The sequence below is a fragment of the Flavobacterium enshiense genome (assembly GCF_022836875.1).
GTDB lineage: Bacteria > Bacteroidota > Bacteroidia > Flavobacteriales > Flavobacteriaceae > Flavobacterium > Flavobacterium enshiense_A.
The window spans coordinates 2,128,662-2,142,219 of sequence record NZ_CP090376.1; the positions used below are offsets into that span (position 1 = coordinate 2,128,662).

The 13,558-nt window shown below is 37.4% G+C and carries 11 protein-coding genes; 9 read left to right on the forward strand and 2 right to left on the reverse strand.

All coding sequences use genetic code 11. The features are described 5' to 3' along the window. Positions 1-188: 188 nt before the first annotated feature. From LZF87_RS09450 to LZF87_RS09475, 6 genes are all read left to right on the forward strand, one after another. Positions 189-1,616: a choice-of-anchor B family protein gene (locus tag LZF87_RS09450; RefSeq protein WP_244338681.1), complete on the forward strand. Its 1,428-nt coding sequence runs from the start codon at positions 189-191 to the stop codon at positions 1,614-1,616. Beyond that, positions 1,613-2,971 (forward strand): hypothetical protein, encoded by a 1,359-nt coding sequence (locus LZF87_RS09455; RefSeq protein WP_244338682.1) that lies wholly within the window; start codon positions 1,613-1,615, stop codon positions 2,969-2,971. Before LZF87_RS09450 ends, LZF87_RS09455 begins: the two co-directional genes overlap by 4 nt. Positions 2,972-2,980: 9 nt before the next feature. After that, a complete protein-coding gene (locus LZF87_RS09460) occupies positions 2,981-4,267 on the forward strand; it encodes an anthranilate synthase component I family protein (protein WP_244338683.1) in 1,287 nt (428 codons plus the stop codon). Between the two features lie 95 nt (positions 4,268-4,362). Continuing rightward, positions 4,363-4,713 carry a four helix bundle protein gene (locus tag LZF87_RS09465; protein ID WP_244338684.1) on the forward strand — a complete coding sequence of 117 codons (351 nt, stop codon included), beginning with the start codon at positions 4,363-4,365 and terminating at the stop codon, positions 4,711-4,713. Between the two features lie 42 nt (positions 4,714-4,755). Then, positions 4,756-6,060, forward strand: a complete 1,305-nt coding sequence (gene tilS, locus LZF87_RS09470) for a tRNA lysidine(34) synthetase TilS (RefSeq protein ID WP_244338685.1) — start codon at positions 4,756-4,758, stop codon at positions 6,058-6,060. After that, positions 6,060-8,093: a protein-disulfide reductase DsbD family protein gene (locus tag LZF87_RS09475; RefSeq protein ID WP_244338686.1), complete on the forward strand. Its 2,034-nt coding sequence runs from the start codon at positions 6,060-6,062 to the stop codon at positions 8,091-8,093. The genes tilS and LZF87_RS09475 overlap by 1 nt, the downstream gene beginning before the upstream one ends. Positions 8,094-8,123: 30 nt before the next feature. Here LZF87_RS09475 and LZF87_RS09480 read toward each other — a convergent pair whose 3' ends face one another. Beyond that, complete coding sequence (locus tag LZF87_RS09480) at positions 8,124-8,501, reverse strand: PH domain-containing protein (protein ID WP_023572339.1); 378 nt, start codon at positions 8,499-8,501, stop codon at positions 8,124-8,126. Positions 8,502-8,849: 348 nt separating this feature from the next. Continuing rightward, a complete protein-coding gene (locus LZF87_RS09485; RefSeq protein WP_244338687.1) occupies positions 8,850-10,394 on the reverse strand; it encodes a carbon-nitrogen hydrolase family protein in 1,545 nt (514 codons plus the stop codon). 274 nt (positions 10,395-10,668) lie between these two features. Here LZF87_RS09485 and LZF87_RS09490 point away from each other — a divergent pair, with 274 nt between their 5' ends. The 3 genes from LZF87_RS09490 (at position 10,669) to LZF87_RS09500 (ending at position 13,543) form a co-directional block, all read left to right on the forward strand. Beyond that, complete coding sequence (locus LZF87_RS09490; RefSeq protein ID WP_244338688.1) at positions 10,669-12,204, forward strand: YifB family Mg chelatase-like AAA ATPase; 1,536 nt, start codon at positions 10,669-10,671, stop codon at positions 12,202-12,204. Positions 12,205-12,353: 149 nt separating this feature from the next. After that, positions 12,354-12,950: a DUF4136 domain-containing protein gene (locus tag LZF87_RS09495; RefSeq protein WP_244338689.1), complete on the forward strand. Its 597-nt coding sequence runs from the start codon at positions 12,354-12,356 to the stop codon at positions 12,948-12,950. Between the two features lie 11 nt (positions 12,951-12,961). Then, positions 12,962-13,543: an outer membrane beta-barrel protein gene (locus tag LZF87_RS09500; RefSeq protein WP_244338690.1), complete on the forward strand. Its 582-nt coding sequence runs from the start codon at positions 12,962-12,964 to the stop codon at positions 13,541-13,543. Positions 13,544-13,558: the final 15 nt, after the last annotated feature.

Consider the following 13,558-nt stretch of genomic DNA (forward strand, 5'->3'; position numbering starts at 1 on the left):
TTTTTAGTGAATAGAAAATCTATATAAAGTTACTTAAAATGAATGGTTTATGCGATTTTTCTTTTGTTTTAAGTTAAAGATTTCTGTTGTTTATTGTGGGAATAATTTCACATATAATACTTTGTGAATTAGTTTGTATATTAGCCGCAGCTAAACTAAATGGCAAAAAACATAACCTAACTAACCAAATGAAAAGAATTTTACTTGCCGGCATTGTATTAATGTCTGAATTCATATTTGCCCAAACTCCATGTACAAATGGCTTGGCCGGAATCTTTCCGTGTAACAAAATTGATTTACAAGCTAACTTGAATTTTTCTCAGATTGGTGGAGATACTTCAACTAAAGGAAGTGGCTGCTGGGGATGGACAGACCCCCTGACCAATAAAGAATATGCGATAATGGGGTGTACAACTCACACTGCAATTGTTGATATTACAGTTCCGCATGCTCCTGTTTATTTGGGTAAAATTAATTCGACTAATAATACTAGCAGCATTTGGAGGGAAGTTAACGTGTATAACAATTATTTATATATCGTTAGTGAAGCATCAGGACACGGTATGCAGATTTTTAATCTGACACGTTTAAGAGGAGTGACTACTCCTCAGGTTTTTACTCCGGATGGGCGTTATACCGGTTTTGGAAGTTGCCATACAGTAGCCATTAATGCTACTTCGGGGTACGCTTATTGTAACGGTTCCAATACTTACGGCGGTGGACCTCATGTTATAAGTCTGCAAAATCCGTTAGCCCCGACTTTATCGTTTGGATATGCAGCTCAGGGCTATACCCACGATGCTCAGATTGTAACCTACGACGGGCCAGATACGGATTATACAGGGCATGAGATTTTTATCGGAGCCAATGGCCGTGAAAATAAAGTGGTTATTTTGGATGTTACCAATAAGTCAAATCCGGTTTTAATCTCAACTTTTACATACCCAAATGCTTCTTATACACACCAAGGCTGGTTTACTGCCGATAAAAAGTATTGGATGTTGGGAGATGAAATGGATGAAGTGGATTTAGGATTTAATTCCAAAACGATAATTATAGACATGACTGATTTGAATAATCCTGTTTTAAAAGGGAATTATTTTGGACCAACCAAGGCTATAGAGCATAACGGTTATGTAGTAGGTAACGACTACTTTTTGGCAAATTACACTGCAGGAATACGTATTATTAATACTTCTAACATCACAGCAACAGGTACGATGAATGAAATTGGATATTTCGATACATATCCAAGTAATGATTCCGCTGCATTTGATGGAGTCTGGAATATTTATCCGTTTTTTCCAAGTGGTAACATCATCATGAGCGATATAAGTAGAGGGTTGTTCATTGTAAAGAAAAATACAGTTTTAAGTAATGATGATTTTGAGAAAAATGCAATAGGAATTTATCCTAACCCTACAGATAATCAGGTACGTATTAGCTATGAAAAAGGCATTAAGCTGATAGAAGTTTTTGATCTTCTTGGAAAAAAAGTAAAAGAAATTTCAAATCTGGAGGTACAGGAATATTCGTTTGAGGTATCCAATTTGGATTCTGGAATTTATCTGATCAGAATAAATAATGAGATTTCTAAGAAACTGATAGTGAAATGAGAATAGTTGCAGGGTTAAGTTTAGTGCTTTTATCGCTATCTTGTTCAAATGATGGTGCGGATTCCTACGAAAATAAATTTAAAGGCGAATTGGCTTGGACGAAATCATACGGAGGAAGCCTTGAGGATAGAATTACAAGTGTAGTGGAAACACCGGATGGTGGAAGTCTGGTTTTGGGATTTACCAACAGTAGCGATGGTAATATTGTTAAATCCAATGCCTTGATGGATATTTGGTTAGCAAAACTGGATGCTGAAGGGAATCTGGTTTGGACAAAAACTATTGGAGGTTCTCAGGACGATTTCGGGACCAGTATAATTGCAACCAATGACGGAAATTATGTAATAGCAGGTTATACTGGAAGTAATGATGGTGATATACCCGGAAATATTGGTTTTCATGATTTTTTAATCACAAAAATTACAGGAGAAGGCAATATTATCTGGAGTAAAAATTACGGATTTGTGAGCCACGATCATGCTCACAAAGTAATACAGTTGAAAGATGGTGGTTTTTTCATTGCAGGATACGCAGATTATGCTGGAATTGAAGGTACACCCGGAGATGGAAATCACGGGGAAGGACACTCTTTCAGACAGAATCAGAATGTTGCAAAACATGGTGTTGGCGAATATTTTGGGATTCGTTTGGATGCTAACGGTGATTTTAAATGGTATCGTTATTTCGGTGGAAGACAAAACGACAGAATCAACGATATTGCGGAAGCGAATGACGGCGGAATTGTTTTGGCAGGCTATTCGGAAAGTACCGATTATGACATCGACAACAACAAAGGAAGTTATGACTATTGGATACTAAAACTGGATTCGAACGGACATTTACATTGGAAAAAGAATTTCGGGGGTTCCGGTATTGATCAGGCTTTTAGTATTGTAAAGACCGATAATAATTCATATTTGGTGGCAGGTCGTTCCAATAGTGAGGACGGAGATGTATCAAATCCAAAAGGAGATTCTGATGCCTGGGTGATTCATATTAACGACCATGGGGAATTGCTATGGGATAAATCTTTTGGGACTTCAGATTTTGATGTCGCTACATCAATTAAGAAATTAAAAAACGGTAAATTTGGGGTGGTCGGAAATACCAGAGGGAATGTTGAAAATAATTCCGGAAATGGGGAAAACGACTTTTGGTATTTTGAAATTGATATTCACCCAAATTCACCAATACATTTTCAGAAAACCTTAGGAGGTTCAGGAATTGATATTGCTACAGATTTTATACAGACGAAAAATGATGAAATCCTACTCGTTGGAGAATCCCAAAGCAATAATCTGGACGTTCTTGAAAATAAAGGAGGTAATGATTTGTGGATGGTGAAATTAAAATAATTTCCTTTTTTGAGAGTTTCAGTTTTTAAACCGATTGCAGCGCCGGATTTGTTCAAAGCCAAACTATTGGCCTGGGCGCAGCAATTCAGAGAAATCGTTTTTCTGGACAGCAACAATTACCCGCAACATTACGGAAGTTATGATTGTGTTTTGGCCTGTGATGCTTTTACTTCCATAAAAACAGATTATCACAATGCTTTTGAAGATTTAAAGCAATATCAGCAGCAAGCTAAAGATTGGCTTTTTGGCTATTTGTCGTACGATTTAAAAAACGACACTGAAGATTTGAAGTCTCAGAATTTTGATGGCCTGCATTTTCCGGATTTGTTTTTCTTTCAGCCAAAGAAACTTTTCCTGTTGAAAGGGAATGAATTGGAAATCTGTTATCTGAACATGTGTGATGATGAATTGGAAGATGATTTTGTAAAAATAGTCGAAAGGGAAGAGGAAAAAGGGATAAGTCAGTCATCAGTAACTATTCAGCAGCGTATTTCAAGAGAAAGTTATCTTGAAAAAGTAGGTGAAATGCTCAAGCACATTCATCGCGGGGATATTTATGAGGCAAATTTCTGCATGGAATTCTTTGCCGAAAACGCCCAAATCAATCCATTTGAAATTTATGAAAAACTAAATGCCATTTCGGAACCTCCGTTCGCGGTATTTTTTAAGAACAACACCAACTATTTGCTTTCAGCTTCGCCGGAGCGTTATCTCCGCAAGGAAGGTCTTAAAGTTATTTCTCAACCCATAAAAGGTACGGCAAAACGAGTTTTTGATTCGGAAATGGATGAACAGTCCAAAACAGAATTGTCTCAAAATCCCAAAGAACGTTCAGAGAATATCATGATAGTCGATTTGGTTCGCAATGATTTGTCTCATACCGCTACAAAAGGTTCCGTTCAGGTAGAAGAACTTTGTGGTATTTATACGTTTAAACAAGTGCACCAAATGATTTCGACCGTGGTTTCCGAGGTTAAGGAATCGACATCTCCTTTGGAAATCATCAAAACAACTTTTCCTATGGGAAGTATGACCGGAGCTCCAAAAATTTCGGCTATGAAAATCATTGAAGAACTAGAGGAAACCAAACGCGGTTTATACAGTGGGGCAGTGGGGTATTTCACCCCAAACAACGATTTCGATTTCAATGTGGTGATCCGAAGTATTTTGTACAATTCCAAGGAGAAATATGTTTCGTTTTCCGTGGGAAGTGCTATTACGGCAGAATCCAAACCGGAAAGTGAATACGAGGAATGCCTGTTGAAGGCTAAAGCGATGAGGGAAGTGTTGAGTTGAAAGGGATAAGGGAAAAGCGAAAAGCGAAAAGGGATCAGGGAAAAGAAGGAAGGGAGAAGAAGAGAACAAGAAATAAATTTTAAATTATATACGCCATGAACAGTTATAGAGATTTGATAGTTTGGAAGAAGTCGATGTTGTTAGTGACTTCAATATATAAATTAGCAAGTAAATTTCCCGATGACGAAAAGTTTGGGTTAATATCACAAATTAAAAGAAGTGCTGTTTCAATCCCTTCAAATATAGCTGAAGGATATGGAAGAAATTACAGGAAAGATTATTCAAGATTTCTTCAAATTTCAAAAGGGTCACTTTTTGAAAATCAAACACAATTAGAAATTGCAGCAAATCTTTCATTTCTAAATGAAGAAGAATTAAAAGAAATTAAGGAACTTTCTATAGAAGTAGAAAAAATGCTAAATTCGTTAATTAAAAAAATGGAGTAGGCTTACCCTTATCCCTTTTAGCTTATCCCTTTTTCCTATAAAATGCTTCAAAAATTACAAAATCATCTGAATAAAGACCTTCCTTTCTTAAAAGGAAAAAAACTCCTTTTGGCTGTTAGCGGAGGTATCGACAGTATGGTTTTGGTTCATCTTTTACATCAGTTACAATTTGATGTTTCGGTTGCGCATTGCAATTTTAATTTAAGACGTGATGAGAGTAATGGCGACGAAGAATTTGTAAAATCATTTTGCAAAAATTTAAACATTGGTTTTTTTGTAAATAATTTTGATACAAAAAGATATGCTGATTTACATAAACTGTCTATTCAGGTAGCTGCACGACAGCTTCGATATAACTGGTTTAATGAATTACTGGAAAAAGAAGGCTTTGATTATTTGCTAACAGCACATCATTTAGACGATTCCATCGAAACGTTTTTAATCAATTTTACGAGAGGAACGGGCTTGGACGGATTAACCGGAATACCACAGCAAAATGATAAGATTATACGTCCGTTTTTGATTTTTACACGCGAAGAAATTGAAAATTACTCCAAAGAAAATCAAATAGAGTGGCGGGAAGATAGTAGTAATGTGTCAGACAAATATCTGCGCAACAAACTCCGCCACAAAGTGATTCCTATTTTAAAAGAACTGAATCCCGGTTTTTCAGATTCCTTTTTACAAACAATCGAAAATCTACAGCAATCGGAATCGATGATTGATGACGCTTCACGGATTGTTTACCGAAAAGTGGTGGAGGATGTTGATGATCAGAAGAGAATAAATCTTTCGAAATTAATGGTTTTACCTAATTATCAGGCGTATTTGTATCAATGGCTTAAGCCTTTCGGGTTTAAGGCCTGGAAAGATATTTATGATTTGGTTGAGGCACAATCCGGGAAACAGGTTTTTTCGGAACGGTACCGACTGCTGAAAGACCGTGACACTCTCATTTTAACGGAAAAAAAAGAATTTGAAAAGGAAGTTTATGCTGTTTATGAAGAGGCTGAAAACAGTAAAATTCCATTGAAAATATCAGTTTGTGACAAAGAAGATATTGCTTACGGTAACAAAGACATTATCTTTGTTGATAAAGATACGTTAAAGTTTCCTTTAGAATTTCGCAAATGGGAAGAAGGTGATTATTTTTACCCCTTCGGAATTACCGGAAAGAAAAAGCTCAGCAAGTATTTTAAAGATGAAAAATTCTCGCTGATTGAAAAAGAAAATACGTGGCTTTTATGTTCTGAAAATCTGGTGGTTTGGTTGGTTGGAAAACGAGCCGACAGACGATTTTCAGTTAATGAAAAGACACAAACTATTATAAAAATTGAATTAAAATAATGAGGAAGTTAAGCGCCCTGCTGGTATTATTTTTTGTTTTTTTAAGTGCTCAGGCACAAATTCTTAACCCGGTTTCGTGGAAAACTTCGGTGGAAAAGAAATCGGATACCGAAGTGGTCCTGGTTTTTGATGCTGTTATCGAACACGAATGGCACATGTTTTCCCAGTTTACACCGGAAGGTGGTTCTTCACCATCTGTTTTCAATTTCAAAAATGCGAAAGGTAACTATGAATTAGTTGGAAAAACTAAGGAAAGTCCGTACAAAAAAGTCTACAGCGATATTTTCGAAGTAGACGAATACATGTTTGAAAACAAGGCGCAATTCCGTCAGACGATAAAAGTTACTAATCCTAATTTGAAATCGGTTTCAGTTACTGTGGAATATCAGGTTTGTAAAGAAGCGTGTATTCAACAGGACAAGACTTTCGATATTAAATTGCCGGCTTTATCAGTAAAACCATCAGAGGTCGTTGCTGCAACCGCGGTTGTAGATACTGCTTCAGCTGTTACCGAAGTAAAAACGGATTCAGTTCCTACATCAGAAAGTAAAGAAACTGCAACAACATCGATAGTGGAAACAGAGCAACCAACTAAGAAAAAAGCGGAAGAGAAAGGTGTTTTCATGATTTTCATCCTTGCATTCTTTTCCGGATTTGCAGCATTACTTACTCCGTGCGTTTTCCCGATGATTCCAATGACAGTGAGCTTCTTTACCAAGCAGAGTAAAACGAAAGCACAGGGAGTTAAAAACGCCATTATTTATGGAATTTCAATCATTTTTATTTACGTTTTATTAGGTTCATTGGTTACCGCGATTTTTGGTGCCGATGCCTTGAACGCTTTATCTACAAACGTTTGGTTTAATCTTATATTCTTTGTTTTATTGGTGGTTTTTGCTGCGTCATTTTTGGGTGCTTTCGAAATCATGCTTCCAAATTCATGGGCAAATAAAGTAGACCGTCAGGCGGATAGAGGAGGAATTATCGGAATCTTGTTTATGGCATTGGCCTTGGCAATAGTTTCGTTCTCATGTACAGGACCAATCGTTGGAACATTATTGGTTGAAGCCGCTTCTAAAGGAGGATTTGCTCCAATCATTGGTATGTTGGGATTCTCAATGGCTTTAGCTTTACCTTTCATGTTATTTGCCATGTTCCCGGGTTGGTTGAATTCTTTGCCAAAATCGGGAGGTTGGTTAAATACAGTAAAAGTATTTTTAGGGTTTTTGGAATTGGCTTTAGCATTCAAATTCCTTTCCAATGCTGATTTAGTTCTTCAGATGCATTTATTGGAAAGAGAAATTTTCTTGGCAATATGGATCGTTATTTTCGGAACCTTAGCGTTTTATTTGTTCGGGAAGATTACCTTGCCGCATGATAGTCCGCTTTCCCATATTTCTGTAGGAAGATTGTTTTTGGGATTATTGGTTTTATCCTTCACGATTTATTTGATTCCGGGACTTTGGGGTGCTCCATTGAAATTGATTTCAGGTTTCCCGCCACCAATGACTTACAGTGAAAGTCCTTATGGTTTAAGCGGTTCAAAAGGGAATGGAAATGCAACTGCACAGATTTTACCTGCTGGAGCACATTTAGGGGCTCACGACATCGTGGCTTTTGAAGATTATGAAAAAGGTATGGCTTACGCCAAATCAGTTAACAAACCGGTTCTTTTGGACTTTACAGGATTTGCCTGTGTGAACTGTCGTAAAATGGAAGATTTCGTATGGTCAAAACCGGAAGTTCTTTCCATTTTGAAAGATAAAGTAGTTCTGATTTCATTGTATGTTGACGATAAACGCGAATTGCCTAAAAACGAACAATATACGTCCAAAGAAACAGGAAAAGAGATTGTAACCGTGGGAAACAAATGGAGCGATTTTCAGATTACGAAATATAAAGCCAATGCCCAACCGTATTATATAGTTTTAGATACTGAAGCGAATAGTTTATCAGAACCTGTTGGATATACTCCGGATGTGAATGAGTACAAAAAATGGTTAGAAGACGGGATTGCAAAATTCAAAAAATAAAAAAAGCCACTCGATTGAGTGGCTTTTTTGTTATTTAAGGATATGCTGACTTAAAATCTGATAAACCTCGTTGATATTATTGTCTTTGCCAAATTGTTTTTTGATTGGGAGTGTTTCTCCTGTTACCCAGATTTTCAACTCTGCGTCCAAATCCAATAAACCGGCGCTTTCTTTTGAGAATTTCTTAATGCTTGAATACGGGATCGACTGATAATCCACTTTTGAACCTGTTAACCCTTGCTTGTCAACCAAAATCAGGCGTTTGTTGGTAAATACGAACATGTCGCGAACAATTTTGAATGCTTTTTCAATGTGTTCTCCGTTAATAAGGATTGGTTGAAATTCTTGTGAAATTTTCTCAGTACTTACTTCCGAAGCGTTGCCCATGATGGCGTTAAATAATCCCATTATTTTTTACGTTTTTAAATTTTTTTAAATGTATGAAAAAATAATAGACTAGGTCAAAAGGTAATATTATTTGGTTTGAAAGCCGCTGTACTCCGGTATAATGGCTTTTTTTGTTGTTATTATACAAGGAATGCGGATTCAATAAAAATATTTATAAAATAAATAGCTGTTTTTTCAAATGCTTGACTTATATTTGCACTCGAACGCACAGCAATGTGGTTACACGTTCAACCAAAAAGTCGGGGGCTCCACCTCGACTTTTTACTTTTATATAAGTCCGCTTTCAACTCTTTTTCCACAGAAATTTATTTTTTATTTTGTTGCCACCAGAACAATTTCGCGCTGAAATTATTCGCTTGGGGGTGTTTGTGATTTCATATTGAATTTTGTGGAATACAAATCGGTTCTTTTATCCAACAGGTTTTTCACACTGCCATGAAAATGCAAATTTTCCAGCAGACTCAAATCGACATCCGATATTAGTATCATTTCTGTATTGGCTGTAGCTTCACTCTTAATTCCGTTAAAAGGAAAGGCGAAATCACAAGGGGTAAAGACAACAGCCTGTGAATAGTGCAAGTCCATCGCTTCCACTTGGGGTAGGTTTCCAACACTTCCCGTAATGGCAACAAAACATTCGTTTTCTATGGCACGGGCTGCGGCACAATGGCGGACTCTCATGTATGCATTATGCGTATCGGTCAGATAAGGAACAAACAAAATCTGGATTCTGTCTTCAGATAACAAACGCGCCAATTCAGGAAATTCGATATCATAACAGATTAATATGCCTATTTTACCGGCATCAGTATTATAGGATTGAATAGTATCTCCTCCTTTCAATCCCCAGTATTTTTCTTCGTCGGGTGTGATGTGAATCTTTTCGTAGTAATCTATTTTACCACTGCGATGACATAAAAAGCCAACATTTTGAAGTCGGCCATCTTCCACAAACGGCATACTTCCGGTAATGATATTCACATTATATTTAATGGCCCATTCGCTGAACTGATCTCGGATTTGTATAGTATATTCCGAAAGCTGACGCATGGCATCCGCTTCGTTCTTACTGTCCAGTAAAGCCATCATTGGAGCGTTAAAAAACTCCGGAAACATAGCAAAATCAGCTTTATATCCCGAAACAGAGTCGATAAAATATTCCGCCTGCTTGAACAATTGTTCTAAGGTAGTATAATATCGCATCTCCCACTGAATCAAACCTAAACGCACACTGCGGGTCAATCTTTTGGATTCGATTGCCTCTATGTCTTCATAATATACATTGTCCCATTGCAAAAGGGTTGCATATTCCCGGCTTTGAGAATCTCCAGGCATATAATTGGTAAGCACTTTTTTTACGTGGAAATCATTGCTTAACTGAAACGTGAGAACCGGGTCGTAAATTTCTTTGTTCTTTACTTTAGTTATGTATTCCCGGGGCTTCATTTCTGTCACATGCTTATAATAGTTTGGGATTCTGCCTCCAAAAACCACAGCTTTCAGATTCATCTTTTCGCATAATTCCTTACGGACGTCATACAGTCTTCTTCCCAAACGTCTGCCTCTGTAATCGGGATGTATGAATATTTCAATACCATAGAGTACATCCCCGTCTTTGTCATGAGTAGAAAAGGTATAATCTCCGGTAATATCCTTATAGGTATGACGATCTCCAAAGTTGTCATAATTCACGATGATGGATAAGGCACATCCTACAATTTTATTGTTGAAACAAACTACCAGCTGTCCTTCGGGGAATTTTTGGATAAGGGTATCGATATTCGCGTATGTCCACATACCGCCGGCCCAATTTGTATAGGCGGCCTCCATGGTTTCAATGAGTTGTTTGTAGTCTTCTAGTTTCAGCTCCCGTATTTCAACAATATCATTCATGATTTCTCTATTTTGCCTGATTTTAAAAGGCCGACTGTAAAAGTATCTATTGAAAATCGCATTGCAGCCAAATGGTTGCAGCTCTATTGTTGCGGCGTTGAGCCTTACCGTGATGAGGAACAACAAATTTAAGAAATCTTACTCATTTAATGAAGAATTTCTTGCGGTTTAAAAACGATAAACCGTTATTAAAGGGAACAAAATTGCTCCTTTTTTTATATCATAAATTTTAAAAATATAAGAAAAATACTATTTTTGATAAAATTTATACGCCATGTTAGTTAAAGTATTTGGAAGCGCCGTATTCGGTGTAGACGCCACGACCATCACCGTAGAGGTAAACATTGATAAAGGAGTAGGGTACCACTTGGTAGGATTACCTGATAACGCCATAAAAGAGAGCAGTTACCGCATTGCTGCAGCCTTAAAAAACAACGGTTATCAACTTCCTGTTAAAAAGATCACCATCAATATGGCTCCCGCCGATTTAAGAAAAGAGGGTTCTGCCTATGATCTGCCTATTGCTATCGGTATTTTGGCTGCTACAGGTCAGATAAAATCAGAAGAAGTTGGAAAGTATATTATCATGGGAGAACTTTCCTTAGATGGGGGAATGCAGCCGATTAAAGGAGCTTTATCAATCGCTATAAAGGCAAAAGAAGAAGGGTATAAAGGTTTTTTTCTTCCGAAAGAAAACGTCAAAGAAGCTGCAATCGTTGCCGGATTGGATGTGTATGGAGTTGAAAATGTGTTGGAAGTGATAGATTTTTTCGAAGGAAAAGGAACTTTGGAACCAACGGTGATTAACACTCGCGAAGAATTTTACAAAACCTTAGATTATCCCGAGTTTGATTTCGCCGAAGTAAGAGGACAGGAGTCTATCAAACGCTGCATGGAAATTGCAGCTGCTGGAGGACATAACCTTATTCTTATTGGACCACCAGGTGCAGGGAAGACCATGTTGGCTAAGCGCTTGCCGAGTATTTTACCGCCAATGACACTTAAGGAAGCACTGGAAACCACTAAAATTCACAGTGTTGCCGGGAAGGTGAAAGACACCGGGTTAATGAATCAGCGACCGTTCCGGAGTCCGCATCATAATGCATCAAGTGCCGCTTTGGTTGGTGGGGGAAGTTATCCGCAACCTGGCGAAATATCATTGGCACATAATGGCGTTTTGTTTTTGGACGAACTGCCCGAGTTTAAGCGTGAAGTTTTAGAGGTGATGCGTCAGCCTTTAGAAGATAGGGAAGTCACTATATCGAGGGCTAAATTTACCATAACATATCCATCTTCGTTTATGTTGGTGGCCAGTATGAATCCGAGTCCGGGAGGATATTTCAACGATCCTGATGCGCCTATAAGTTCTTCTCCTGCTGAAATGCAACGATACTTGGGTAAGATATCCGGACCATTATTGGACCGAATAGATATTCATATCGAAGTAACTCCGGTTCCTTTTGAAAAATTGTCTGATACACGAAATGGGGAGAGCAGTGCGGAAATCAGAAAGAGAGTGACAAAAGCACGGGAAATTCAATCCAAACGGTTTGAACTTTTTGAAAATATACATTACAATGCGCAGATGGGAACGAAACAAATCCGGGAACATTGTGTTTTGGATGAGACTTCTCTTCAATTGCTGAAAACCGCCATGGAAAGGTTAAATCTTTCTGCACGAGCCTATGACAGAATATTAAAAGTATCCCGAACCATTGCTGATTTGGATGGTTCTGAAAAAGTGGAATCCAATCATATTTCGGAAGCGATACAATACCGAAGTCTTGATAGGGAAGGGTGGCTAGGATAGGTTTGTGTATTTTCATTCATAAAGTTTTTGAAAGGATTTTTTTGACATTTTAACGATTTTTCAAAATCATGTTATGTCTTTTGATACTTTGTTTTGTAAGTTTACTTGTGTAGTTGTTAAAAAACTTTAATGATTCAATAGAGAAAATTATGAAACAAAAAATTTTAACTCTCGCTTTAATGGCATCTTTTCTAATATTCTCAGGATGCTACCCCGACGGAGCGGAAAATACGGAAGATTTTGATATTGTTTATTCGGATTATGATGAAAGTTATAATTTTCAGAATGCTTCTACTTATTCAATGCCTGATGAGATTGTAATTTTGGGAGACAGTGATGAACCAGAGTTCATTCCTGATATCTATGCTGATGAAATTATAGCTAATATTGAGCGTAATCTTTCAAATTTGGGATGGACCAGGGTAGCCAACGATGCTAATCCCGATGCACAGCTTTTACTGGGATCGTGGACCACTACAACTATTTCCTATTGGGGTGGTGGATATTGGTGTTATTGGGATCCATACTATTGTGGAGGAGGCTGGTACTACCCATATCCTGTAGTGACCAGTTATACCACGGGAACCTTAGTAATGAATATGATTGTTGATCCGACGACTGGAGGTAAAAAAGGGGTATGGACAGGTGCCCTCAATGGATTGTTTGAAGGTTCCTTTGATGGATCTAGAATTACTAAAGGGATTAACCAGGCTTTTGCACAATCTCCTTATTTAAAAATCAATTAATTGAAGCTAGTATGAAAAAGATATTTTTTACACTTTTGGTTTTTGGATGTTTATCAACTTCCGTAACATATAGTCAGAGTAAGAAACATGTTTATATCCTGGAATATTCAGTGGGATTGGGTACCGATTTTATTGATAATGCCAGTTTCAGAGGAATTGGATTTGAATATCGAAATATGATAAAACCCAACATTGGCGTAGGGGTTGGTTTCGGATACAACTTCTTCTATGAAGAAAGAGATTATGAAACTTACACCGATGGGAGTCAATCATTTTCAGGAAAGCAATTCCGTTACCTGCACAATATCCCAATGATAGTAGCGGGTGATTATTATTTTAAACCGAATGAAAAAATCAACCCTTTCGTTGGATTTGGGATTGGAGGTAATTATATCTTTAAAAGGACTGAAATGGGAGTTTTTCTAATCGATGATGAAGCCTTCCAGTTCGCAATGAGACCTGAAGTAGGAGCGATCTTTCAAGCCGGACCAAATGCCAATATCTCATTTACTGCTAAATACCTTATAGGTACGGATGCTGATGATATTGATGCGGTAAACTACTTTGCATTGAATTTAGGATTTGTATTTTAAGGAAAAAAAGTGTAC